At 63.6% G+C, this 24,356-nt stretch carries 24 protein-coding genes; 13 read left to right on the top strand and 11 right to left on the bottom strand.

Translation table 11 applies throughout. The features are described 5' to 3' along the window. Window positions 1-40: 40 nt before the first annotated feature. Entirely contained in the window at window positions 41-2,152 is a 2,112-nt protein-coding gene (locus AC1DJO_RS22940; RefSeq protein ID WP_477973020.1) for a S9 family peptidase, read from the bottom strand. A gap of 522 nt (window positions 2,153-2,674) precedes the next feature. Here AC1DJO_RS22940 and AC1DJO_RS22945 point away from each other — a divergent pair. Continuing rightward, window positions 2,675-3,064 carry a DUF930 domain-containing protein gene (locus tag AC1DJO_RS22945; protein ID WP_477973022.1) on the top strand — a complete coding sequence of 130 codons (390 nt, stop codon included), beginning with the start codon at window positions 2,675-2,677 and terminating at the stop codon, window positions 3,062-3,064. 23 nt (window positions 3,065-3,087) lie between these two features. Here AC1DJO_RS22945 and AC1DJO_RS22950 read toward each other — a convergent pair whose 3' ends face one another. After that, entirely contained in the window at window positions 3,088-3,531 is a 444-nt protein-coding gene (locus AC1DJO_RS22950; protein ID WP_112389858.1) for an RrF2 family transcriptional regulator, read from the bottom strand. A gap of 173 nt (window positions 3,532-3,704) precedes the next feature. Here AC1DJO_RS22950 and AC1DJO_RS22955 point away from each other — a divergent pair, with 173 nt between their 5' ends. Continuing rightward, a complete protein-coding gene (locus AC1DJO_RS22955) occupies window positions 3,705-4,676 on the top strand; it encodes an alpha/beta fold hydrolase (protein WP_477973024.1) in 972 nt (323 codons plus the stop codon). Window positions 4,677-4,682: 6 nt separating this feature from the next. Here the strand turns inward: AC1DJO_RS22955 and AC1DJO_RS22960 are convergent, their stop codons facing one another. Beyond that, window positions 4,683-5,093 carry a universal stress protein gene (locus AC1DJO_RS22960; RefSeq protein ID WP_112389859.1) on the bottom strand — a complete coding sequence of 137 codons (411 nt, stop codon included), beginning with the start codon at window positions 5,091-5,093 and terminating at the stop codon, window positions 4,683-4,685. A gap of 280 nt (window positions 5,094-5,373) precedes the next feature. Here AC1DJO_RS22960 and AC1DJO_RS22965 point away from each other — a divergent pair, with 280 nt between their 5' ends. From AC1DJO_RS22965 to AC1DJO_RS22975, 3 genes are all read left to right on the top strand, one after another. Continuing rightward, window positions 5,374-6,234, top strand: a complete 861-nt coding sequence (locus AC1DJO_RS22965; RefSeq protein ID WP_477973026.1) for a VOC family protein — start codon at window positions 5,374-5,376, stop codon at window positions 6,232-6,234. Between the two features lie 96 nt (window positions 6,235-6,330). After that, a complete protein-coding gene (locus tag AC1DJO_RS22970) occupies window positions 6,331-6,597 on the top strand; it encodes a DUF2277 domain-containing protein (RefSeq protein ID WP_112389860.1) in 267 nt (88 codons plus the stop codon). A 123-nt stretch (window positions 6,598-6,720) separates the two neighbouring features. Further along, the gene (locus AC1DJO_RS22975; protein WP_477973028.1) at window positions 6,721-8,061 is read left to right on the top strand and encodes an NAD(P)/FAD-dependent oxidoreductase; all 1,341 of its coding nucleotides are present in this window, start codon (window positions 6,721-6,723) and stop codon (window positions 8,059-8,061) included. Between the two features lie 16 nt (window positions 8,062-8,077). Here AC1DJO_RS22975 and AC1DJO_RS22980 read toward each other — a convergent pair whose 3' ends face one another. Further along, the gene (locus AC1DJO_RS22980) at window positions 8,078-9,007 is read right to left on the bottom strand and encodes an AraC family transcriptional regulator (protein ID WP_477973030.1); all 930 of its coding nucleotides are present in this window, start codon (window positions 9,005-9,007) and stop codon (window positions 8,078-8,080) included. A gap of 97 nt (window positions 9,008-9,104) precedes the next feature. Between AC1DJO_RS22980 and AC1DJO_RS22985 the strand changes: the two genes are divergently transcribed. After that, window positions 9,105-10,100 (top strand): aldo/keto reductase, encoded by a 996-nt coding sequence (locus tag AC1DJO_RS22985; RefSeq protein ID WP_477973032.1) that lies wholly within the window; start codon window positions 9,105-9,107, stop codon window positions 10,098-10,100. Between the two features lie 6 nt (window positions 10,101-10,106). Here the strand turns inward: AC1DJO_RS22985 and AC1DJO_RS22990 are convergent, their stop codons facing one another. Further along, the gene (locus AC1DJO_RS22990; RefSeq protein WP_477973034.1) at window positions 10,107-11,270 is read right to left on the bottom strand and encodes an MFS transporter; all 1,164 of its coding nucleotides are present in this window, start codon (window positions 11,268-11,270) and stop codon (window positions 10,107-10,109) included. Window positions 11,271-11,351: 81 nt separating this feature from the next. Here AC1DJO_RS22990 and pdxR point away from each other — a divergent pair, with 81 nt between their 5' ends. After that, window positions 11,352-12,863: a MocR-like pyridoxine biosynthesis transcription factor PdxR gene (gene pdxR / locus AC1DJO_RS22995; protein ID WP_477973036.1), complete on the top strand. Its 1,512-nt coding sequence runs from the start codon at window positions 11,352-11,354 to the stop codon at window positions 12,861-12,863. 48 nt (window positions 12,864-12,911) lie between these two features. Here the strand turns inward: pdxR and AC1DJO_RS23000 are convergent, their stop codons facing one another. The 3 genes from AC1DJO_RS23000 to AC1DJO_RS23010 all read right to left on the bottom strand — a co-directional run bounded on the left by AC1DJO_RS23000 (window position 12,912) and on the right by AC1DJO_RS23010 (window position 15,664). Then, entirely contained in the window at window positions 12,912-14,036 is a 1,125-nt protein-coding gene (locus AC1DJO_RS23000) for an acyltransferase family protein (RefSeq protein WP_477973038.1), read from the bottom strand. 210 nt (window positions 14,037-14,246) lie between these two features. After that, window positions 14,247-15,008 carry an alpha/beta hydrolase family protein gene (locus AC1DJO_RS23005; RefSeq protein WP_477973040.1) on the bottom strand — a complete coding sequence of 254 codons (762 nt, stop codon included), beginning with the start codon at window positions 15,006-15,008 and terminating at the stop codon, window positions 14,247-14,249. A gap of 26 nt (window positions 15,009-15,034) precedes the next feature. Then, window positions 15,035-15,664: a GNAT family N-acetyltransferase gene (locus AC1DJO_RS23010; protein WP_477973042.1), complete on the bottom strand. Its 630-nt coding sequence runs from the start codon at window positions 15,662-15,664 to the stop codon at window positions 15,035-15,037. Between the two features lie 5 nt (window positions 15,665-15,669). Between AC1DJO_RS23010 and AC1DJO_RS23015 the strand changes: the two genes are divergently transcribed. Then, window positions 15,670-16,836 carry an AI-2E family transporter gene (locus AC1DJO_RS23015; protein WP_112389869.1) on the top strand — a complete coding sequence of 389 codons (1,167 nt, stop codon included), beginning with the start codon at window positions 15,670-15,672 and terminating at the stop codon, window positions 16,834-16,836. Between the two features lie 13 nt (window positions 16,837-16,849). Continuing rightward, a complete protein-coding gene (locus AC1DJO_RS23020; protein ID WP_477973044.1) occupies window positions 16,850-18,142 on the top strand; it encodes an NAD(P)/FAD-dependent oxidoreductase in 1,293 nt (430 codons plus the stop codon). 57 nt (window positions 18,143-18,199) lie between these two features. On the opposite strand, the gene AC1DJO_RS23025 is transcribed toward AC1DJO_RS23020, so the two are convergent. After that, complete coding sequence (locus AC1DJO_RS23025; protein WP_112537330.1) at window positions 18,200-18,997, bottom strand: polysaccharide deacetylase family protein; 798 nt, start codon at window positions 18,995-18,997, stop codon at window positions 18,200-18,202. 223 nt (window positions 18,998-19,220) lie between these two features. Here AC1DJO_RS23025 and trhA point away from each other — a divergent pair, with 223 nt between their 5' ends. Next, window positions 19,221-19,889, top strand: coding sequence for a PAQR family membrane homeostasis protein TrhA (gene trhA / locus AC1DJO_RS23030; RefSeq protein ID WP_477973046.1), 669 nt, complete (start codon window positions 19,221-19,223; stop codon window positions 19,887-19,889). Here trhA and AC1DJO_RS23035 read toward each other — a convergent pair whose 3' ends face one another. Beyond that, window positions 19,890-20,372 carry a cytochrome c family protein gene (locus AC1DJO_RS23035; protein ID WP_477973048.1) on the bottom strand — a complete coding sequence of 161 codons (483 nt, stop codon included), beginning with the start codon at window positions 20,370-20,372 and terminating at the stop codon, window positions 19,890-19,892. A 127-nt stretch (window positions 20,373-20,499) separates the two neighbouring features. On the opposite strand from AC1DJO_RS23035, the gene AC1DJO_RS23040 reads away from it, so the two are divergent. Further along, window positions 20,500-21,006, top strand: coding sequence for an N-acetyltransferase family protein (locus tag AC1DJO_RS23040; protein ID WP_477973050.1), 507 nt, complete (start codon window positions 20,500-20,502; stop codon window positions 21,004-21,006). Between the two features lie 99 nt (window positions 21,007-21,105). Here AC1DJO_RS23040 and msrB read toward each other — a convergent pair whose 3' ends face one another. After that, on the bottom strand, window positions 21,106-21,516 hold the full coding sequence (msrB, locus tag AC1DJO_RS23045) for a peptide-methionine (R)-S-oxide reductase MsrB (protein ID WP_310291369.1): 411 nt from the start codon (window positions 21,514-21,516) through the stop codon (window positions 21,106-21,108). A 171-nt stretch (window positions 21,517-21,687) separates the two neighbouring features. On the opposite strand from msrB, the gene AC1DJO_RS23050 reads away from it, so the two are divergent. Together AC1DJO_RS23050 and AC1DJO_RS23055 are read left to right on the top strand one after the other, a co-directional pair. Further along, on the top strand, window positions 21,688-21,927 hold the full coding sequence (locus AC1DJO_RS23050) for a hypothetical protein (RefSeq protein ID WP_477973052.1): 240 nt from the start codon (window positions 21,688-21,690) through the stop codon (window positions 21,925-21,927). Window positions 21,928-21,987: 60 nt separating this feature from the next. Then, window positions 21,988-24,342: a putative monovalent cation/H+ antiporter subunit A gene (locus tag AC1DJO_RS23055; protein ID WP_477973054.1), complete on the top strand. Its 2,355-nt coding sequence runs from the start codon at window positions 21,988-21,990 to the stop codon at window positions 24,340-24,342. Window positions 24,343-24,356: the final 14 nt, after the last annotated feature.

Here is a 24,356-nt window from a genome sequence, read left to right on the forward strand (position 1 = left end):
AGATGCCCGGCAGGGCAGAGGGGGGCGAACTTGCTCTAGCTCAGCTCATCTTCCCCGCAACCTTGATCGCAAACGCATACTCGAACGCGATCTCTTCCAGCCGCTGGAAGCGCCCGGACGCGCCGCCATGCCCGGCATCCATATTCGTCTTCATCAGGATCGGCGCGTCGCCCGTCGTCTTCTCGCGCAGCTTCGCTACCCATTTCGCCGGTTCCCAATAGGTCACCCGCGGGTCCGTCAACCCGCCGAGTGCCAGCAGCGGCGGGTAGGGCTTTTCGCCGACATTGTCGTAGGGCGAATAGGCAGCGATCTGCTCGTATTCTTCCTGGCTGTCGATCGGGTTGCCCCATTCCGGCCATTCCGGCGGGGTCAGCGGCAGCGTGTCGTCGAGCATGGTGTTCAGCACGTCGACGAAGGGAACGGCGGCGATGATGCCGGCGAATTTCTCGGGCGCCATGTTGGCGATCGCCCCCATCAGCATGCCGCCCGCCGATCCGCCCTCGGCGATGATGTTCGTGTAGGACGTGAACTTCTGTTGATTCAGATAGTCGGCGGCGGCGATGAAGTCCTTGAACGTATTGGTCTTCTTTTCCATCTTGCCGTCTTCGTACCAGGCGAAGCCCTTGTCCTTGCCGCCGCGGATATGGGCGATGGCATAGACGAAGCCTCGGTCGGCGAGCGACAGGCAATTGGTGTTGAACCCGGCCGGAATGGTGATGCCATAGGCGCCATAGCCATAGAGCAGGCAGGGTGCAGAGCCGTCGAGCGCGGTGTCCTTGCGGTAGAGCAGGGTCACAGGCACCGTCTCGCCGTCCCAGGCGGGCGCGAAGACGCGGCGGGTGACGTAATCGTCCGGGTTATGGCCGGACGGCACTTCCTGGGTCTTCAACAGCGTCCGCTCGCGCGTCACCATGTTGTAATCGTAGAGCTGCGAGGGCGTCGTCATCGACGAATAGGAGAAGCGGATGACGTCGGTGTCATATTCGGCAGCCCCTGAGAGGCCCAGCGAATAGGCTTCCTCGGCAAAGGCGATCGCGTGTTCCTCGCCGGTCTTGCGGTCGCGGATCATGATCTGCGGCAGGCCGTCCTTGCGCTCCAGCCAGAGCAGATGGCGGGCATAGGCCATGTGGTTGATGATGAGCGTACCCGGCTTGTGCGGCACCACTTCGCGCCAGTTCTCCTTGCCCGGTGCATTGACCGGCGCCTCGACGATCTTGAAATCCTTGGCATTGCCGTCATTGGTCAGGATGTAGAAGACATCGCCGCCCTCGGTCAGCGTGTACTCGATGCCTTCCTCGCGCTCGGCAACAATCTTCGGCTCGGCCGTCAGGTCCTTGGTGGACAGCAGCCGGTATTCTGACGTCTCGTGATCGTGGATATCGATGTAGATGAAGTCGTCGAGCAGCGAGCCGCCGACGCCCATGAAGAAACCGGCATCCGGCTCTTCGTAAACCAGCCGGTCGTCGCTCTGCGGCGTGCCGATGATGTGGTGATAGACCTTCGACGGACGATGGTTCTCGTCCAGCGCCGAATAGAAGAAGCTTTTGCCATCGGGCGCCCAGACGCCGCCGCCGCCGGTATTCTCGATCACATCGGCGAGGTCCTCGCCGGTCGCGAGATCGCGCACCTTCAGCGTGAAGAACTCCGAACCCTTGTCGTCATAGCCCCAGATGCCGCGATTGTGATCGGTGGAGTGATCGAGCCCGCCGAGGCGGAAATAGCTCTTGCCCGCCGCTTCCTTGTCGCCGTCGAGCAGCACGGTGCGGATCGTCTCGTCCTTGGTGTCGCCGTCGCGCGGAATGCGGAAATAGCGCGGCTGTTCGCCGCCGGTGACGAAGAAGGTGCCATAGGCATAGGCGCCATCCTTCATCGGCACCGAGCTGTCGTCTTCCTTGATGCGGCCGCGCATCTCGGCAAACAGCGCCTTCTGCAACGGCTTGGTGTCTTCCATCGCCGCGTTCATATAGGCGTTTTCGGCCTCCAGATGCGAGCGGATCTCGGGGTCTAGGATACTGGGATCCTTGAACATCGCCTGCCAGTTGTCGGCGCGCAGCCAGGCGTAATCGTCTGTCCTGGTGATGCCGTGGCGCGTATCGGAAAGCGGCTTCTTGGCAGCAGCGGGCGGGGTCGGCAGGTTCTTGAAAACGGACAAATGAAAAGCTCCGGATCGGTATTGCGGTGGGGAAGAGATAGAGGTGCTGCGGGACGCAATCAAGCGCCGCGCAAGCCGTCGTGGATAAGCTGCGGCTAAATCGAAGTGTTCCTCATGTTGCCTTGATGTCACCACATTGTTTAAGAAAGTCCGGGAGAGCCTTTCCGGGTTCTATTGCATCATTCTGTTGGCTCAAACGGAGTCGGATGGTCGGTCGGCTGGCGCGCGTCGTAGCCCAGTCCTACGGCCAAGCCAGCCGGCCGATCAGGCGGCCCGTTTCAGCCAACCCGGAGGGCCGGGCATCCTTCCGCCAGGATCAAAGGCGATCGGCTCGGACGTACCTAGGGGTATGCCCTTCGCCAATCGCCTTTGCCCTGTCGAAAACCTGCTCCGGCAGAATGATGCAATAGAACCCGGAAAGGCTCTTACATCGCGCGGAACCTGCGCCTTGCCAGATGGAGATGACGGGGGCGTCTGGCTGAGGCTTGTTCCGGATTGAGCAGATAGAGGGATTATTCCTACATGCCGAAATGCCTGGTCCTGTCCGTATCGCTTCTCAGCCTTGCCTCCTCCGCCTATGCCGTCGATCCCGCCATCAAGAAGCAGCTTGAAAAGCTCGATCCGGCCACCCGCCTCGAACAGAGTTGCGATACCGAGGCGATGAGCCGCATCAACAAGGACAAGACCGGTTTCAACCCCGACAAGGTGATCGCCTACACTTTCAAGGATCCGGTGCCGAGCGACGATCGCCTGGTGGCGCCCGGCGCCGTCTTCCGCAGCAAGGGCGTCTGGTACCATCTCTCCTATACCTGCATCACCGGCCCGCAGCACATCAATGTCCGCGAACTCCAGTACAAGATCGGCGACAAGGTGCCGAAGGAGAGTTGGACGAAGTATTACCTCTACGATTGAGGCCTCTCGGCCTCATTGGTTGATCAGGCGAGCTTCGGCGGTACCTTGCCCTGATCGATGATCGCCATCTCGGCGATCTGCCGCAGCGTCGTCGCTGCATACCTCTCCAGAAGCTCTTTCTCGGCCGCCGCATGCGCCATCTGCAGCACGGAATTCGAGGCGCGCTCGACAGGGCAGGAGGGGTGATCGCGCGAGAGCGGCGCCGGCAGGATCGCGCCCTCGTTCAGCGCCCGCTGGATATCCAGCACCGTCACCTCGTCGAGTGACCTGACCAGCTTCCAGCCACCGCCGCGCCCGCCTTCCGATTCCACGATCCCATGGTCGCGCAGCGCCCCCAGCGTCCGGCGCACGACGACCGGATTGGTGTTCAGCATCTGGCTGATCCGTTCCGACGTCTCCCGGCCGCCAAGCAGGCCCATATGCACCAGCACATGCAGCATCCGGGCAAGCCGGCCATCGGTCTTCATCGCGAACCTTTCCGCAACAATTATTGTTACGCTATCTTGACGGTGCCGGTTATCTGTAACAGATATTGTTACGGATAAAAGGAGCACGCATGCTGCGCCGCCAGTTTCTACTCGCCGCACCGGCCTTGGTTATCTCAGTTTCCGGCGCCAAGGCAACAAATCAGGAGCCCATCATGAATGACACACTCATCGACACCAGGACGATCAGCATGGGTATCCTCGAGGCGGGCTCCGGGCCGCTCGTGCTGCTATGCCACGGGTTTCCGGAAACCAAGCATGCCTGGCGCCATCAGGTCGCAGATCTCGCAAAGGCCGGATACCGCGCCGTGGCACCGGATATGCGCGGCTACGGCAAGACCGCGGCACCCGGCCGCGCCGATCAATACACCGTCTTCCACGCCGTCGGCGATCTGATCGCGCTGATGGATGCGCTCGGCGAAGAGACGGCGGTGATCGCCGGTCACGATTGGGGCGCGACGATTGCCTGGCAGGCGGCGCTGCTGCGCCCCGACAGGTTCAGGGCCGTCGTCGCCCTCAGCGTGCCGATGATGGGCCTGCCGCCGGTGCCGCCGTCGAAGATATTTCCGGAGAATGACGAGGCGCTGTTCTACACGCTCTATTTCCAGCAGCCGGGTGCGGCTGATGCCGAATTCGGCCGCGACCCCGCGCTGACACTGCGCAAGATCATCCACGCGGCAAGCGGCGAGGCGGGTCCCAGAAAGCCCGGCGACGGCACGCCCAATCCCTTTTCGATGGTCAGCCGCAAGACCGGCCTTCTGGCTGCTCTGCCCGACCCCGCAAAGCTTCCCGCCTGGCTGCCGCCCACAGATTTCGAAAGACTGGTCGCCGACTTCAAAGTGTCAGGCTTCACCGGCGGCCTGAACTATTACCGCAATCTCGACCGCAACTGGGAACTCCAGCAGGCGAACGCCGGCCAGACCGTCACCATCCCCGCACTGTTCATGACCGGCGAACGCGACCCCGGCCTCGCCATTCCCGGCATGGACAAGATCATATCCGCCATGCCCGCGCTGGTGCCGCAGCTGCGCGGCTCGCATATTATTCCCGGCGCGGGTCATTGGCTTCAGCAGGAGCGCCCGGCCGAGGTCTCGGAACGGATGATCGCCTTCCTGCAGCAGCTCTGAACGCCCCTAGCGATCCACCAGCACCGAGCATTTTGCATGCCGCACCACGCGGTCTGCCGTCGCGCCGATGAAATAGTTGGAGAAATCGGGGATGTGCGAGGCGACGATGATCAGGTCGGCGCTGTGGGTTTCGGCGGCGGCGAGGATGCCGTTGGCGGGCGGCCCGCGGCCGATCTCGACGCTGGCCGGAATGCCGGTCTTCAGCCGCAGCGCTTCCAGCCGCGCCTTGCCGTCCTTGATGGCATTCTCGACCAGCTCGACCGGYAGATCGATCGCCACATAGGTCGGGATGTCCTCGACGACGTTGAGCAGGATGATCTCGCCGCCCTCATCGAGCAGCGTCGCAGCCTTGCGAAACGACTTCTCGCCGCGGTCGATGGCACCGATTTCGATGGGAACCAGGATTTTCTTGTACATGGCTTTCGTCCTTATGAGATGCATCCAACCTATCGGAGGAAACATAAGGCGCTTTGACGCGGATCAAGCGCCGCATCTCCAGCGTCAACAGATGCTGAACGATTTATCCGCAAGAACGCATCTTCTGCGAACAATCGGAATGCGCCATATAGAATGCAAGTACGGTGGCCGAGGGGACCATGAGATCATGAACCGGCGAACATTCCTCGAGCTTGCCACAGGCGGCGCCTTCGCCGCCACCGCCGGTGCAGCGTCGCAACTGATGGCAGGAGACAGATCGATGACAACAGAGACTTCCTACGCGCTGACGCGCCCTGCCCATGTCGGCCATTCGCATCTGGTCGTGAAGGACCTGGCCGCCGTTTCCGGCTTCTACCAGTCGATGCTCGGCCTCAGGGTCATCGAGAAGACGGCCAGCGGCGAAGTGCTCGGCGTATCGGGCCTGCCGCTGCTGACGCTGACGACGGACAGCAACGCGCAAACGGCGCCCCGCAACGCCGCCGGCCTGTTCCACACCGCTTTCCTGATGCCCGACCGCACCGAGCTTGCCCGCTGGCTGCGCCATGCCGCGCATAACAATGTCGTCCTCGAAGGCGCGTCCGATCACCTCGTCAGCGAGGCGATCTATCTTTCCGACCCCGAAGGCAACGGCATCGAGATCTATGCCGACCGCCCGCATGACGTCTGGAAATTCCACCAAGACGGCCAGGTGGAAATGGCGACCAACCGCCTCGATCTGCAGGCACTCTATGACAGCGCCCCTCAGGACACCTGGAACGGCATGGCAGACGGCACCGCGATCGGCCACATCCATCTGCAGGTCGGCAATATCCCCGAAGCCGACACGTTCTACCGCGACGTTCTCGGCCTGAAAATCATGGCCCGCTATCCAGGCGCCAGCTTCTTCGCCACCGGCGGCTACCACCACCACGTCGCCGCCAACATCTGGAACAGCCGCGGCGCAGGCACCCGCAGCCACAACATGACCGGCCTTTCCGATTATTCGCTGCATTTCAACGACAAGGCGGCACTGGAAACAGCCAAGACCGCGCTGGAAAAGCTCGAGATCAAGACCGAAGCCCGCGACGGCGGCGTGTTCCTCAGGGATCCCTGGGGGATTGGGCTGACGCTGACGGCTTGAGGGCACGTCCAATCCGTTGCAATTGCCGCCGATACGACTAGCTTTCCCCTTGCGCCGCGCCTCGTCCGCGGCGCCGAGACGAGGAGGAAGCAGCCCATGTGCCGCAACATCAAACCCCTGTTCAACTTCGACCCGCCGGCAACGGAGGCGGAAATCCATGATGCGGCGCTGCAGTTCGTGCGCAAGCTGAGCGGCACCAACAAGCCTTCCAAACGCAACGAGGCCGCCTTCGATCACGCGGTTCTGGCGATCGCCAAATGTGCCGCGGAATTGCTGACGTCGCTCGAGACCTCGCAACCGCCCCGTGACCGCGAGGAAGAGGCCGCCAAGGCAAAGGCCCGCTCGGCGCTCAGGTTTGCCTGAGGAACTGCCGCTCTGGAAAGATCGTTCCAGGCGCTGCCTTGCTGCAGCATAACCATGCTTGAACACCTGCTAACGCAGCGCTAGGGATCGGTTGACATCCCTCATGCAGCAAGACCCTCCCTCATGTTTCCCTTTTCAGAAGCCGACCCGATCCGCCACGCGAGCCCCGTGCCTGAAAGCTCGGAGGTGGTGATCGTCGGTGGCGGGGTGATAGGCGTTTCGACGGCGCTTTTCCTCGCCGCGCGCAATATCCAGGTGACGCTTCTGGAAAAGGGGCGCATCGCCGCCGAGCAGTCGTCGCGCAACTGGGGCTGGATCCGCAAGCAGGGGCGCGATGCCGACGAATTGCCGATCGTCATGGAAGCCTGCCGTCTCTGGCAGCAACTGGCGGAAGAATGCGGCGAGGATATCGGCCTGAGGCAGACGGGCGTCACCTATCTGGCCCGCACCGACAAGGACATGGCGAAGTTTGCGAAATTCATGCAGCTCGCCGCCGCCCACGATCTCGATACCCGCCTTCTCGACGGCACAGAGGTCGCGGCCAGGATCGGCGGCATGGCCCGCACCTATGCCGGCGCGATGACAACGCCATCGGATATGCGCGCCGAGCCCTGGCTTGCGGTGCCTGCGCTGGCACGGCTCGCCGCCCGCAAGGGTGTCAGGATCATCGAGAATTGCGCGGTTCGCGCGCTCGATATCGCTGCCGGCCGGGTCGCGGGGGTCTGGACCGAAAGCGGCAAGATCGCGACGACGAACGTGCTGGTGGCCGGCGGCGCCTGGTCGTCGCTGTTTCTGCGCAAGCACGGCGTCTCCATCCCCCAGCTCAGCGTCCGCGCCACGGTGGCGGCGACCGAGCCCTTGCCGGAATTCCACGCCGGCGCGGCCATCGAAAAGGACATCGCCTTCCGCCGCAGGCAGGATGGCGGCTATACGCTGGCCCCGGGCGGCAGCAATCTGCTCTTTGTCGGCCCCGACGCCTTCCGCAACGCCACCAAATATCTTCCGGCGCTGATCGACCACCCCTTTGGCACCCGCTATCTCCCGGCCGCGCCCTCCGGTTTCCCGGACAGCTGGTCGACGCCGCGCGACTGGACGCCCGAGACGACAAGCCCGTTCGAGCGCATGCGCGTCCTCAACCCGGCGCCCGGTCAATCCGATCTCGCCTCGATCAAGCGCGGCTTCGAAAACCTCTTCCCGCAGCTCGGAGAATTGCGCCTGAAAGCCACATGGGCAGGCATGATAGACGCCATGCCTGACGTCGTCCCGATCGTGGACCGCGTCAGCGCCATCGCCGGTCTCTTCGTCGCCACCGGTATGAGCGGCCACGGCTTCGGCATCGGCCCGGGCATCGGCCGCGTCATGTCGGATCTGATCCAAGGCAACGCGACGGGCCACAATCTGAACCGCTTCCGCCTGTCGCGCTTCTCCGACGGCAGCCCGATCCGCCTGGGTCCGGCGATCTGAGAAAGCGCCTTCCGGCCTACTCCGCCGCCACCGCCATCGCCCGCGTGTCGTTGCGGTAAAACTTCGGCGCCCGGCCGGTCACGCGCTTGAAGGCGTTGGAGAAGGCGCTTTCCGAGGTGTAGCCGAGCGAGCGGGCAAGTGTTGCCACCTGCACGTCGTCTTCCCCGAGTGAGCGTTCGGCAAGCCGCATGCGCCATTCGGTGAGATAGGCGAGTGGGGCGATGCCGGCCACCTGCTTGAAATAGACGGCGAAGGTGGTGCGCGACATGGCAGCGGCAGCGGCAAGCTCTTCCAGCTGCCAGGCGCGGCCGGGCTCGGCATGCATCAGCCGCACGGCCGGGGCGATGCGGCGGTCGCTGACGGCGCGCAGAAGGCCCGAGGCCAGCGGGCCACCGTCATCCAGATGGGCGCGGAGCAGCTGCACGAACATCAGCTGTGCCAGCTGCGCCGAGGCGACCGAGCCGCCCGGCAGATCGGCGGTCTGCTCCGAAACGATCTGCGCCACCACCCATTGCAGCACGGCTGCCTGCGGCGATCCGGCTTTCGCATGGATGAAGGGCGGCATGACATCGGTCAAAAGCGCGCCGCGTTCCGGATCGAGACCGGCATGGCCGCCGACGATCTCCACTTCCTTGACGTCGCCGATATGCTTGACCCGCCCGATATAGGTGGCGAAGAGCGGCTTGGCCTCGACCGGGGTCAGCGACAGATCGGTGCTGAGCACGAAGTCGCGGGTGGTGACCAGGAACGTGTCGCCCGCTTCCAGCCGCACCGGCCCGTCACCGCCTTCGACATCGAGCCAGCAGCTGCCCTTCAGCACCGCATAGAACTTGATCTGCTGCGGCCGGAATTGCAGCGACCACGCGCCACCGATGGTGAAACCGCCCGAGATGACGGACTGGGCATTGGTGAGGGTAAGCAGGTCGGAAAACGGATCGTGCGACATTTTCGAATTCTCGCGCATGTAATCGGAATTTACAAGTATTTGAAATTCGGCGCGCCGGGCGCAGTCTCCGGATGCAATCACGAATGGAGAATGCATCATGAGCCTCAAGACACGTAAACTCGGCACTCAGGGCCTCGAAGTCTCGGCGATCGGCCTCGGCTGCATGCCGATGAGCCAGTCCTATGGACCGGCCGATCAGGACGAGGCGATCCGCACGCTGCACCGCTCGATCGACCTCGGCTGCACCTTTTTCGACACTGCCGAAGTCTATGGTCCGCACACCAATGAAGACCTGCTTGGCCGCGCCTTCAAGGGCCGCCGCAGCGAGGTGACGATCGGCACCAAGTTCGGCTTCAAGATCGTCGAGGGCAAGCAGCGGGGCGCGGAAACCACCAGCCGTCCGGAAGACATCCGCAAGGCGGTCGAGGGATCTCTGAAGCGGCTGCAGACCGATCATATCGATCTGCTCTATCAGCACCGCGTCGATCGCAATGTGCCGATGGAAGATGTGGCAGGCACCGTCGGCGAGCTCGTCAAGGAAGGCAAGGTCAAGTATTTCGGCCTGTCGGAAGCCGGTATCGCCAATATCCGCAAGGCGCATGCGGTCTTCCCTGTCTCGGCGCTGCAGAGCGAATATTCGCTATGGGAGCGCAATCTGGAGCCTGAGATCATTCCGGTTCTGCGCGAACTCGGCATCGGCCTCGTGCCCTTCTCGCCGCTTGGCCGCGGTTTCCTCACCGGCAAGGTGATGCGCGCCGAGGAATATCCGGAGAATGACCACCGCCGCAACGACCCGCGCTATCAGGGCGCCAACTTCGACGAGAACGTCAAGGCGGCCGAGATCGTCCATGCCGTCGCCCGCGATCACAATGCAACGCCCGGCCAGATCGCGGTTGCCTGGCTGCTCCACCAGGGCGACGACGTCGTGCCGATCCCCGGCACCAAGCGCCAGAGCTACCTGGAGGAAAATGTCGGCGCCGCCGCCATTGCCCTCAGCGCCGCAGACCTCGCAAGCCTCGACGCTGCACTCGCCCCGGAAAAGGTCTCCGGCGAGCGCTACGCCTCGTGGATCATGGCGACGGTCGACCGGTAAGCGCGCTCACGCGGCCTGAACCCTTCTGAGTCCGATGCTTGCTGCGATCGCCAGTTCGGCGATCGCAGCGGCAAGCAGGATGCCGAGGAAGACCTCGCGGCCGAGATGGACGAGCACCCAGCCGCCGATGACAGGGAAGCCGAAGATGCCGGTGAAGTAGGACATCACGAACCAGGTGAGCGCCGCATGGCGGTAGCGCGGTTCGGTGTTGTTCACCGCCCAGGTCTGGATCACCGAATAGACCAGGCCATAGCCGATGCCGGTGAGGATGGCTGAGAGAATCTGGAAGGCCGGGTGGATGCCGGTGCCGAACATGGCGACGACGCCGAGGCACATCGAGGTCAGCAGCGCCGTTGCAAGCTGCGCCTGCGGCAGCGCCGCCAGCAAGCGGGCAAGCAGCAGCCGGGCGGCAACGACTGTGACGGCATAAACTGCAAAGAAGGTTGCCGCATCGGCGGAGGTTCCTTCCACCAGCGACGACTGGAAGGTGAGCAAGCCGGAGAAGACGCAGGCGCCGAGCGCCACCATCAGGATCGGCCGGACGGAAGCGCTGCGGCCGATCACGCCGATATCGCGCACCCAGGGCCGAAGTCCCGCAGTTCGCGGCCCGCCCGGCGCCATCGAGCCGAAGACCCAGAGCAGCACGGAAGCCGCAAGGCAGGCAGCACCCACCAGCATGAAGGTCGCCTCGACCGAGAGCCCGACCTGCCGCAGCATGAGATTGAGAATGACCGGGCCGCCACCGATGCCCGCCATCTGGAAGGCGCCGAAGCGGGTAAACCAGAAGCCGCGATCGGCATCCGTGACCCGCTCGGACAGCGCCATCGGCGCGCCAATATAAAACATCCCCCAGCCAAGCCCGATGAAGAAGCCCGAGACCAGCGGCAGGCCGAGGCCGCCGCCCGCCGCAAAGGCGAGCAGCAGGAAGCCAAAGGCGACGGAGCAGGTGGCAATAGCGCTCATCCGCGCGGCATCGATCCGCCCCGACAGCCAGCCGACCAGCGGCACGCCGGTAAAGGTGCCGGCCATCGCCGCACCCAGCGTAAGTCCGGTATCGACATCGCTGCCGCCATGGGCGCGGTAATAGGCGGAAAACAGGAAGGTGGCGCCATAGCCTGCCGCAGCAAGCATGGTGCCGGTGAAGAGAAAAGGGGCGGCGGAAGGGCGCATCGGCATGTCCGGACAGTTGTTGAAAGTGGTCCGATAAAAAGGAATAATGGCAAACATATCCAGAGCCACTTCGAGTCAGCCATGCAAGCCACTTCGCCCCGCCAGACCAGCGCCCGCACACGCCGCCGCGAAAGTGCTGCGGCCGGTTTCTTGCCTGATATCGATACGTCCTCGCCGGTTCCGGCAGTCCGCCAGCTTTACCTGCAGCTGCGCGACAGCATCGTCGCGGGCACGCTGCAGCCTGACCACCGGCTGCCCTCGACACGGACCGCATCGTCGGAATGGTCGCTGTCGCGCGGCCTGATCGCCGAGGCCTACGAGATGCTGATCGCCGAGGGCTATGCCGAGGGACGGCATGGCTCCGGCACCTATGTCGCCTCCGGCCTGCCGACGATGCCCTCAGGCAGCCGCAGCGCCCGCGAGATGGCCGACAACAGCGCCCGGCGCGGCATCTCCACCGCCGCGCGGCTGGCGATGCGCACCGATCTGGCGCCGCCCGCCCAGGTCGCCTTCGCCACCGGCCGGGTGATCCACGACGCGCGCACTGCCGGTCTACTGAAGCGGCTCGCCCATCGCCATATCGACTATTCCACCGACCGCTACCGCGATCCGCAGGGCGAGCTTTCGTTGCGACAGGCGGTGTCGGCCCATCTCGCCGCCTCGCGCGGCGTGCGCTGCCACCCCGGCCAGATCTTCATCACCTCAGGCACCCAGCAGGCCCTGGATTTCGCCATCCGCGTACTCGTCTCGCCCGGCGAAACCGTGATGATCGAGGATCCCTGCTATCCGCCGGCAAGGCTTGCTTTCCTGTTGAACGGTGCGGCGATCTCAGGCATGCCCGTCGATGGCGAGGGCGTGATCACCGGTGAGCTATCCCTTTACGATGGCCCGCCGCCGGCGGCGATCTACGTCACCCCGTCGCATCAATATCCCTCAGGCTCTGCCCTGCCGCTTGCGCGGCGGCTGGAATTGCTGGCCTTCGCCCAGGCCCGCGGCAGCTGGATCATCGAGGACGATTATGACAGCGAATTCCGCTATGACGGCCACCCGATCGCCTCGCTGCAGGGTCTCGATGCGACGCGCCGGGTGATTTACGCCGGCACCTTCAGCAAGGCGCTGCTGCCGGGCTTCCGCGTCGGCTATCTGATCGTGCCGGACGATCTCGTCGCCGCCTTCCGCGCCGTCCGCCCGATCATCGACCGCTTCCCGGCGCCGCTGCATCAGCTGGTCGTCGCCGATTTCCTCAACGAGGGCTATTTCCCGGCGCATCTGCGCCGCCTGCGTGAAAGCCACCGCGCCGCCCGCGACAATCTCGCGTTCCTGCTGAAGGCGCGGCTCTCCGACCACCTGATCACCCCCGTCCCCGAACAGGGCATCCACTTCACCGTCTCCAGCACCGGCACATGGCGCGATGACCGCGCGCTGGCCGAAGCCGCCCTGAAGGGTGGCGTGGTCGTCATCCCCGTTTCGCCGATGCACATCTCCGCCTCGCCGGAACCGCGGCTGCTGCTGGGCTTTTCGGGGCTGACGGCGGAGGAGGCTGATGTGGCAGTGGGGAGGCTGGGGAGGGTGTTGGAGACGGTGGCTGGGTAAGGCCTTGGAGGCGCCAAGTTCATGGATCCGTCAAGCGGCGGTGAGGCGCTACGATCTGGAGGAAGCCTCACGGCGCTCAAAAAATCCGGCGGCCTTGCTCCCGAGCGCTATGAATGGGCGCTCGATACTCATCTCTGTCATCGTGGCAAGCAACGTTGTTACTATGACGGTCGTTAGCCATGTCAGAACGAAGATGCTGAGCGCGGGCAACGCGACTATTTTAATGGCCGCGATTTCAAAAATCTTCGCAGCTTGAGAGACGAACATAAAGTGGAAAATGTAGATCGAAAATGATCGGACGCCGATATATTCGATCACCTTTGCTCTTACCCCGATAGACCGCAGGGTGAGCGCCAACGACGCGAAAGCGATCCCTGCGGCGATCGGAAGCATCTCGAATGCGAATGGAAGACCGGAATAGAATAGGGCCACCCCGCATGCCGATGAGACGACGGATACGAGCGAGGTCACCAAGGCATTTCTTGCTGCGGATTGGTCTCTCCACCAGTAGGCAGAGATGCCGGCGAGAAAGACCGGCATCTGGTTGAAAAGATTATAGAAGTAGAAGCTGTTGTTATCTGCCAGCGCAGAATCCTGGAAGGTGCTGGCGACGTATACGCTCGCCGCGGAAACGATCACTGCGGCCGCCAACGCCATGCCGCCTCGCGCCGCATCGCTTGCGAGCCGAGACAAGGACCAGAACAGGGGCGGAAACGTCAGATAGAACGCCATCTCCGTGCCTATCGACCAGCCCCCTGGCACAATGCTGTTGTTCGCAGCTGGTATGAAACCGTGCACCAAGGCAAAGTTGGCAGCTACAGTTGCCAAACTGTAGGCCTCTATCGCTGTGTTCCCCTGCCGGGCCATCCCCGCCGAGACGGTGAAATACAGTGCGATCGCAAGGTAATAAAGAGGCGCAATTCTAAACCATCGCCGAACAAAGAACCCGGACACCCAGCCCTCATGAAACCATCGACGGCTTGCGCTCTCGCACAGGGTATAGGCGGAGACGACAAAGAAAAGCTGCACGCCTAACTGACCGAGTTCGGTGATTGACGTCGTCCATCGCGCCAACCCCGCAACAGACTGACCGGCATGTATCGTTATCACCATGAGGATCGCGATACCCCTGCATTGATCGATGAAGGCGTCGCGTCTCGTTGCTTCAATCATGGAACGTGCCTGGGGCCGAAGTTGTCTAAAATGACATGCTGGATCTCATGCCGCTGGGGTCTCAGACAGGCATCCGAATATTGGGCCGGACCGCTTGCTTGCCGTTCGGTTCCCACCATCAGACACTCTCGCCATATGCCCGCTGTACAATCGCAGCCGGGCGTAAACAATTGCTCTACTCTAAGCGTAAGCCGCTTGATTGGCAGCCGCTCAGTGGTATGTCGCAGTGGCAGGGGCAAGTACGCTCGTCAGAAAATCTCGGAGAACCGGGGTCAGCTGTTCGCGGGGGATCTGATGCCCACATTCCAACCGGTGCAGCGCCACGGGCACCCGCGCCTGCGAAAGCACGGCCGCGAACGTCTCGGCCTGCTCGATCGGCGCCCGGTCGTCGTATTGGCCATGCAGAAGCAATGTTTCCGCGCGAATCTCGTGTGCGTGATAAAGCGCGGAGCGCTCCAGGAACGCCTGGTCCGAGGTGCCAGCCTCCCGGATGATCGCCTGCTGCAGGCCCGGAGCGCTGTTTTGGTAGGCTTCCTTGAGATCGTAGACGCCGCCCGACAGGATGAGCGCCCTCAGGTCGGCCACCTGCGCTGCGACCATCGCAGACGCAACCGCGCCGCGGCTGTTGCCATAGAGGACGATGCGGGCCGGATCGACGGCGGGTTGCACCTTGAGAAAGTCGAGCGCGGCGATAATCGCACGCTGGGTCGCCGGTCCGCAGAAATCCGCCGGTCCGTCCGATGCGCCGAAGCCCGGCTGCGATACGGCCGCCGCCGTCACATTCAGGCGTGAGGAGAACCGCAGCAGCGTTCCGTTGTCGGCAGCCTCCTTGGCCCCCAGCAGCATTCCGCCCTGATTGCCGTGGACGAAAAGGATGGCTCCCCGCGGCGCGCCAACCGGTCCTCCCGCCTGGAAAAGCTCGACGGAGGCGCCGTCGCCACGATCGATCACATGCCGCTCTACCGCCGCCATCCCTTCACCTGTCCCGCGAGATACGTTCAAAATTTCTTCTTCAGGAAATATCGCGCGATTGCGTTGCCGTCGCCTTCGAGTTCGCCGAATAGCGTATAGCCGAGCTTCTCGTAAAATGGCCGTGCCTGGAATTCGAACGTATCAAGCCACACACCGGCGTATCCGCGCGCCTTGGCGATGGCCTCGGCTTCGGCAAGAAGCTTGGTGCCGAGACCTCTGCCGCGATATTCCGCCGGGACGACAACCAGCTTGATGAACGCCCAACCGTAGTCTCCGACGCCGTAGAGACCACCGCACACACCATTCGTCTCCGGGTCTCGCAATGCGACGGCAAAATCCGGATCTGCGTCGGCGATACCCGCCGCATCGATGTTGAAAGCATCCAGGGCGGCTTCGATAGCTTGCCGAATTTCGATCGGCGGGCTTGAGGCGATGATCTCGAGAATGGGCTCCATGCGCGGTCCGTGGTGTCCATGGTTGATAGGCTCAGGCGTATTGGTCAGCTTCGCACACAATGCCTTCGGCTCCCGGAAAATCAACCAGAAGTTTCCAAACGTGTCCGCTCCGCCACACCCGCGCACCCACCCTTCTCCCCCAAGGAACAGAATCCCCCAATCCGCGTTGTCGTCGCGAAGCGCTGGGCTTTCGGGGAACATGGGATATGGGCATCGCCAACGGCATCAAGAAGCATGCGAAGAAGATCGCCATCGGCGAGCGGCGCACCAGCGCCTGGGCCGAAAAGCTTTCGGCCGCCACCGAAGAGATGCAGCAGGCGCCGGTGCGCCGCGTCGAGAAGGATGGTCTCGATGTCAGCATGGCCTGGGCGATCATCGGCATCTTCGGCATTCTGGGGCTTGCCGCCGTCTACCAGATGTCGCTGATCCTGATCCCGCTGACGCTCGCCATCGTCGTCGGCATGATCCTCGGTATGCTCGCCGAGAAGCTGAGCAAGCTCGGCGTGCCCCGCATCACCAATGCGGTGATCCTGTCGAGCGCGGTGGCGCTTGTCATCTTCCTGGTCGCCAATGCACTGGCCGGGCCGGTCGGCACCCTGATGAACGAGGGGCCCGCCTTCGTTGAGAAGACCATCGACAGGCTGATGCCCTATCTCGAGAAAGTCCGCTGGCTGCATATCACGCCCGAGACCTTCCAGAGTGGCCCGATGTCGGCCGACAAGCTGCTCGAAAACACCGGCAACGTCCTGCATGTCGTCACCGCGAACCTGACGCCCGCGCTGGTGCAGGGGCTGATCTTCTTTGCCGCGCTGCTGCTCTTCCTCGTCGGCCGCGTCAATCTGCGCAAGACGATCATCATGACCTTCCGCAGCCGGCCGCAGCGCCTTGCCGCCATCCGCGTCATTAGCTCGGTCGAGCAGGTGCTCGGCTTCTATTTCGCCACCGCCGCCATCATCTATGCCGGCCTCGGGGTGATCATGACGGTGATTGCCTGGGCGGGCGGGCTGTCGGTCCCCATTCTCTGGGGCTTCTTCGCCTTCCTCTCCAGCTTCATTCCCTATCTCGGCATCACCATGATGACCTTCGCGATCGCCGTTGCCGGTATCCTGACCCATGACAGCATGCTGTTCGCGCTGCTGCCGGCGGCCGCCTTCTTCATCGTCCACCTGTTGATGGAAAATCTGATCTTCCCGGCGGTCATGGGCCGTCGCCTCGAGATCAATCCCTTCGTCGTCTTCCTCGCCATCATCTTCTGGACCTGGATGTGGGGAGCTGTCGGCGCCATGCTGGCGCTGCCGCTGTCGCTGATCGTTATGACCATCGTCGATGAGCTGTTCATCGAAGAGCGCGTCACGCCGCAGCTGCCGAAGTGAAGGGGAGACAATGATGGCAAACGGCATCGAATTCGACCCTGCAAGCCAGGACGATCTGCGCAGCGGCCGCAGCCCGTGGGGCAGGGGCGGGCGCCGCCCTGCTTTTGAGCCGTTGACGCAGAGTTTCAAGGCCGATGCGCTGGTCATCGGCGGCGGCATCACCGGAGCGCTGGCGGCCGAGCATCTGACGGCCCGCGGCCTGTCGGTCGTCGTCATCGACAAGGAAGAGCCAGGCCTCGGCTCCACGGCGGCAAGTACCGCCATGCTGCAATGGGAGATCGACAGCACGCTTTCGGAACTCGAGCACTATTACGGCTTCGAGCGGGCGGCCGGCATGTACCGCCGCAGCGCCGCTGCCGTCTCCGGCCTTGCCAAGCTCGTCGCCACCCATGCGCTACCCTGCCAGTTCCAGCCGAGGCAGACGCTGTTTCTGGCGCAGAACCATGAGAGCGCCCGCGATCTCTACGAGGAGCGCCAGCTACGCCGCCGCGCCGGCCTTCCGGGCGTCTATCTGGAGCATTGCGATCTCCTGACCCAGTTCGAACTCGACCGTGATGGGGCAATTCTGTCGCCGGGCTCCGCCGAGGCCGATCCGCTGCTGCTCGCCTGGGGGCTTCTCGATATCGCCATCGCCCGCGGCGCCATGCTGGTGAAGGGCACGGTAGAGCGGCTGCACAGCGAAGGCGGCAAGGTGACGGCCGAGCTCGACGGCCCCTTCGTCATCGAGGCCGGTACCGCGGTGCTGGCGACGGGTTATACGATGCCTGGCATCGACATGCCGAAGCTGCATCGCTCCACCTCCAGCTTCGCGATCGCCACCGTGCCGCAGGATCCGGCAACCCTCTGGCGCGGTGAAACGCTGATCTGGGAGGATGCCGACCCCTATCTCTACATGCGTACCACGGCGGACCACCGCATCGTTGCCGGCGGCGAGGACGACGCCACCACCGATCCCGACAGGCGCGATTCCAAGCTCGCCGCAAAGGCGCAGGCGATCCGCGAGAAGATGAAGCGGCTCTGGCCGCAGGCCAATGCGGAAATCGCCACCGCCTGGTGCGGCACCTTCGGTGAGACCGCGGATGGCCTGCCGCTGATCGGCCCGGTGCCCCGCATGCCGAATGTCTACGCCGCCTACGGCTACGGCGGCAACGGCATCACCTTCTCCTTCCTCGCCGCCCCGATGGTCGGCGCCATGGTGGCCGGCATCCACCGCGACTGGTTCGACGACTACGCACTGGACCGCGACGGGCCGGGATTCCGGGGTGTCAGGGCTGGGGAGCGTGGGGTGGAGACGGTGCTGCGGTAGGGGCGGGCGTTGTGCTCGGGGCTTGCAGGGCACAACGCCGTTGGAAGGCCTCAGCGACTAATTCGTCGTCTTGTCATCCCCAAGCCCCTCGGCATCCTCCAGCCGTACGAACTCCACGCCCTTCGCCTTCAAATCCACGATCGCCTTGGCGACCCCGGCGCCGGCGGCATGCGTCGGCTGGTTGATATGCGAGATCACCACGTCGCCGTCCTTGGCAGAACTGATCCGCTTTTCGGTGATCGCCGTTCCCAGCAGCGAGCCGCCGTCGCCATTTACCGAGTAGCCAGCGATCTTGTAGCCCATGGCGCGGATCTGGGCGATTGCGGAGAGATCGTATTTCGCCGTCGAGCCGCGGAACCAGTGCGGCGCGGCAATGCCTGCTGCCAGCATCGCGTCGGCGCCACCCTGCACCTCCTGGTGCACCGCCTCAGGAGATCCGGCCGCGGCAATGCCATAGATCAACGCCGGCTTGTCGACGGCCGGAATATGGTTCTGGCCGTGATTCTCGAGCTCGAACAGATCGGGATTCTGCAGGAAGATCGAAAGCGCCTGCGGATTGTGCTTCAGCCAGCGTGCCGTGACGAAGATCGTCGCCGGAATGCGCTCGGAAACCAGCGTCGAGATAATCCGGTCATCCGCCTTGCCCATGCAGGCATCGAAGGTCAGCGCGATCCGCGGACGCCCGGGAACCCCTGAGCGCACCACATGCAGCTGCGGCTCGACAAGCTTCGGCCCCTTGGGTTTCGCCACCGGCGCGGCGGCGGCAGGTGCGGCGGGCAGAGCCGGAAGCTCGGCCGCAGAGGCAACGGAAAGACAGGCTGCAAGCAGCGGAGCGGCGAGAAGAATGCGGATCATGGGAACTGTTTTCAACGATATCGATGAAGGAATTCTAAGCCTTTGGGCAGAAGGCGGCGATGCGGCCTCTTGCCGCTCGTCTCTTCCGGCCGTGCCTATAGCCGGAAATCCGCGCCCTGCCATCCCCGGCTTCACGAAGTTTTACCGCCTACTGCCTTAGTGTCGGTTGCGCCGCTTCCTGTTCGATGCGAGCATTGCGGCCGATGAAAAACGGGTGTGCATGATGGCCGAGTTCAACGGGATCCGCTGGGCTTACGACAAATACGAACTGATCGCCGACGGCATCGTCCACGGTGTCGGGCTGGCGCTGGCGCTGGTCGGCGCCACCGTGCTGATCTTCTATGCGACGCTGTGGAGCAGCCATGGCGAGCTGGCTGCCGCCTGGGTCTATGGCGTCGGTCTGGTCATGACCATCGGCATCTCCTTCACCTACAATGCCTGGCCGGTGTCGCGCACCAAATGGTTTCTGCGCCGCTTCGATCACTCGTCGATCTTCGTGCTGATCGCCGCCACCTACACGCCGTTTCTCGAAAAGGGCTCCGACGATCCGCTGCTCTTTGCCATGCTGATCGGCATCTGGGTGGTCGCCATCGCCGGGATCGTGCTGAAATGCGTCTTTCCCGGGCGCTATGACCGGCTGGCGATCCTGCTCTATCTGGCGATGGGCTGGAGCGGCGTGCTGGTCGCAGAGCCTGTCGCCTTGCGCATTCCCTTCGCTTCCATGCTTCTGATCGTCATCGGCGGCCTGATCTATTCGGCGGGCGTCATCTTCCATGTCTGGGAAAAGCTGCGCTTTCAGAACGCCATCTGGCACGGCTTCGTCGTTGCCGCGGCCGCCGTACACTACTCGGCCGTGCTCACCTGCTTCAGCATGAGCGCTTCCAATCTCTGATCAGCGGCAGTGCGGCGGGCCCGAAAGCGTCTTGACCAGATGGGCAACCGTCGGGTCGTAGAGTTTCGCCTGCGCCTTCGGATATTCGAGCGTGAAATAGCCGCCGGCGCCCTGGCAGAGCGAGACCGCCCGCACATAGAGGATGCGGTCCTTGCGGGTGCCCGAATAGCTCATCCAGTCCTTGGCCGATTTCTCGTAGGTGATCGTCCAGCCCTCGTCCTTTTCCGATTGCTTCCGGTTGGCTACATCCTCGCCGAGCGTGCCTTCGGTCACGGTGGAGCCGAACACCAGCAGGGTCGCCTTGCCATCCTTCGATTGCAGCGTGATGCCATCGCCATTGTCGGCCTCGCTGACCGTGCGGAAATCGCCGGGCAGGTCGATGACATAGCCGAAGCCGAAGCGCGGATTGGCATAGGGCTTCCAGCCGTCGGCAAGGGCGGGCGCCGCTGCAAGGAGCAGCGGAAGAACGAAGAACAGGCGCATGAAGGCTCCCTCAGAGATCGCCGCAGACTAGCGCAAACCGCAATCCCAGTCGCGGCAAATCTCCGGGTTTACATCCCCGGAATGCCAGCGTATCGGTCCTGCAATATCCGCCGGAATGGAACATGATATGACCGACGCCGTCACCCTTCGCGACGCCACCGAAGCCGACCTTGCTGCGATCCGCGACATCTACAACCACGCGGTCGAACACACGACGGCGATCTGGAACGAGACGGTCGTCGATCTCGCAAACCGCGTCGAATGGTTCAATGCCCGCAAGGCGAGAGGCTTTCCGGTGCTGGTCGCCGAACGCAACGGCCGGATCGCCGGCTACGCCTCCTATGGCGACTGGCGTGCCTTCGACGGTTTCCGCCACACCGTCGAGCATTCCGTCTATGTCGAGAAAGACAATCAGGGCGCCGGCATCGGCAAGCTGTTGATGCAGGCGCTGATCAGGCGCGCCTCCGAAAACGGCATCCACGTGATGATTGCCGGGATCGAAGCCAACAACACCGCCTCGATCGCCCTCCACGAAAAGCTCGGCTTCCGCAACGGCGGCACCTTCAGGGAAGTCGGCAAGAAGTTCGGCCGCTGGCTGGATTTGACGTTTATGGAGTTGCGGGTGCCGGAGTGAGTCCGAAAGAGACCGATTAGACGGTTTTCCTAACCTCGCCGCGTCATGCACCTCAGTAGACCAGCCGCAGCGCTCGTCGTCGAGCGCCTGCGCCGCTGATCACCCCTCCGGCTCGAACACCATCGCATGCCCGTTGATGCAATACCGCAGCCCTGTCGGCGGCGGGCCGTCGGGGAAGACGTGGCCGAGATGGGCATCGCAATTGGCGCAACGGATTTCGGTGCGCACCATGCCATAGGACGTGTCGCGATACTCGGTCACCGCTTCAGGCGAAACCGCCTCGAAATAGCTCGGCCAGCCGCATCCGGCGTCGAATTTGGTGTCGGAGCGGAACAGCGGCTCATTACAGCAGATGCAGCGGTAGAGGCCGGTCTCGAAACGATCCCAGTAGGGGCCGGTAAAGGCGCGTTCGGTGCCGTGCTGCCGCGTGATGCGGTATTGCTCCGGCGTCAGCTGCGCTTTCCATTCGTCGTCGGTCTTATCGATCTTCAAACTGTCGGTGTCGGACATGGGGGCTTGCTCCTTCGGCGCCGGAGAAGACAAATTTCGACCTGCGGAATGTGGATCGGAAATCGGGCCGGATCAAGGGTAGCCTGAAAAGCTTAGTCCCTATTGCAGGTTTGCGGCTGGCCGCTCCAGCGCCTATTCTGTCGGCCAACGGCGCAACAGGGGGATCTGGAGGTGCTGACCGTTATCTTCGTCATTGCCTATGCCGCTGCCGCTGCGGTCTGCATGGCCGCCACCTCGCTGGAGGGCTGGGTAAACCATGACCGCTTCGGCCCCTGGCAGATCGCCGGACTGGCCGCCTGCCTGTTCTGGCCGCTGGTTCTTCTGTTGCCGCTGATCCATGCCGCTGCCGGGCCGCGCTTTGCCTGTGCACCCATCCCGAAAAGGCTTGAGGCCCGCCGCCGATTGACCTAAATCTTGGCGACGCACCCGGTTTTTCCGGAATTTTCTAGGGTTCTGGCAAGGGGAGGGCGCATGGGCGATGTCACGGCTTTGACATTCCTTGCCTTGTGCCTGCCGCTCATCGGCGCTGCCGCCGCACCGCTTGCCGTCCGCATCTTCGGCGCCAAAGCCGCCTGGCCGCTGGCGCTCTTTCCGCTGCTCTCCTTCCTGCATTTCACCCGCTTTCTGCCCGAAATCGCCGCCGGCGAAGTCGCGACCGGCGGCTATGTCTGGGTGCCGAGCTACAATCTCAGCTTCTCCTGGTTCCTGGATGGCCTGTCGCTGACCTTCGCGCTGCTGATCACAGGCATCGGCACGCTGATCGTGCTTTATGCCGGGGGGTACCTGAAGGGCCATAGAGATCAGGGCCGATTCTTTTCCTTCATCTTCCTGTTCATGGGCTCGATGCTGGGTCTCGTCGTGTCCGACAGCTTCCTGATGCTCTTCATCTTCTGGGAGCTGACCTCGATCACCTCGTTCCTGTTGATCGGCTTCGACCACGAGCGCGAGGCAGCCCGGCGCGCGGCGCTTCAGGCGCTCGTCGTCACCGGCGGCGGCGGGCTCTGCCTGCTGGCGGGGCTCCTGTTCATCTGGAACATCACCGGCGTCACCCAGCTGTCGCTGATCATGGAAGCCGGCGATCTGATGCGCCAGAGCCCGTTCTATCTGGCAACGCTGCTCCTCGTGCTCGGCGGCGCCTTCACCAAGTCGGCGCAGTTTCCCTTTCACTTCTGGCTGCCGAACGCCATGGAGGCGCCGACCCCGGTTTCGGCCTACCTGCACTCGGCAACCATGGTGAAGGCAGGCGTCTATCTTCTGCTCCGCCTCCATCCGCTGCTCGGCGAAACGCCCGCCTGGGAAATCCTGCTGCCGTTCTTCGGCGGCATGACGCTGGTCACCGGATCGGCGCTCGCCATCCGCCAGACCGATCTGAAGCTGAAGCTCGCCTATACGACGGTCGCCTCGCTCGGCCTGCTGGTGCTGCTCACCGGCTTCGGCTCGGAATATGCGATCGAGGCGGCGGTGCTCTATCTGGTCGCCCATTCGCTGTTCAAGGGCGCGCTGTTCATGGTCGCCGGCATTCTCGATCACGAGACCGGCACCCGCGATGTCACCCGCCTCAGCGGTCTCGGACCGGCTATGCCGCTCACATGCGCCGCAGCCCTTGCCGCCGCGATTTCGATGGCCGGGCTGCCGCCCTTCTTCGGCTTCCTCGCCAAGGAAGAGATCTATGCCGCCCTGGCGCTCGGCGATCTGCGCTCGATCGTCTTCACCTCGGTTGCGATCTTCGGCAATGTGCTGATGTTTGCGATTGCCTTCGCCGTCGGCCTCAAGCCGTTCATCGGCACGCCCGTTACCACGCCGAAGATCGCCCACGAGGCGCCGCTGCTGCTTTGGCTCGGCCCGGCGCTTCTGGCGCTGCTCGGCCTTGCCGCTGCCATCTTCGCGCCCGCCGTTCATCGCTACATCTCCATCCCCATGGCCTCGGCGATCGAGCACCGGCCGGTGGAGGTCACCATCTCGCTGCTGCCGCATATCGGCGTGCCCCTGCTGTTGTCAGTCGGCACCATTGCGCTCGGCATCGCCGTCTATTGGCAGCTCGACCGCTGCCGCCGATGGACGGATGCATTCTTCCGCGCTGCCGGGCCGGGGCCGGACTGGTATTTCGATCTCTTCATCTCGGGCCTTGTACGCCTCTCGCATCGCGTCACCCGGCTGCTGCAGCCGGGAAAGCTCGAAATCTACGTCACCACCACCTTCGTGCTGCTGGCGGCGATCTTGCTGGTGCCGCTCTATGTCTATGGCGAGTGGCCACAGGCGATCGTCTGGCCGCGCGACGTGCGCCTTTATGAATGGGCGGTGTTCCTTCTTGCCGCAGCGGGGCTCGGCGCCGTGCTGGTGGCGCGCGACCGGCTGACGGCGATTGCCGCGCTCGGCATCCAGGGCCTCTCCGTGGCGCTGATCTTCCTGCTGTTCGGCGCCCCTGACCTTGCCTTCACCCAGTTCATGGTCGAGACATTGAGTGTGGTCATCCTGGCGCTGGTGATGACCCGGCTCAGGCTCTCGCCCGCCGACCGCCGCCCGCCCGGCCAGCGTTTTGCCGATGCGGCGATCGCGCTCGCCTGCGGTGCGGGGCTGACGCTGCTGCTGATCCGCGCTACCGCGGGGCCATTCTATGCAACGCTCTCCGATTTCTTCAACACCTATTCGAAGACCATCGCCCACGGCGCCAATGTCGTGAACGTCATCATCGTCGATTTCCGCGGCACCGACACGCTGGGCGAAATCGCCGTCGTCGCCGTCGCCGCCCTGGCGATCATCGCCCTGATCGGCATGCGGGCAGGCGGCGCGCGGCCACTGCCGAAGCGGCCGGGGAGGGAGACGTGATGGTGGTGCTAGTT

The sequence above is a fragment of the Rhizobium sp. 05N430 genome (genome assembly GCF_056396985.1).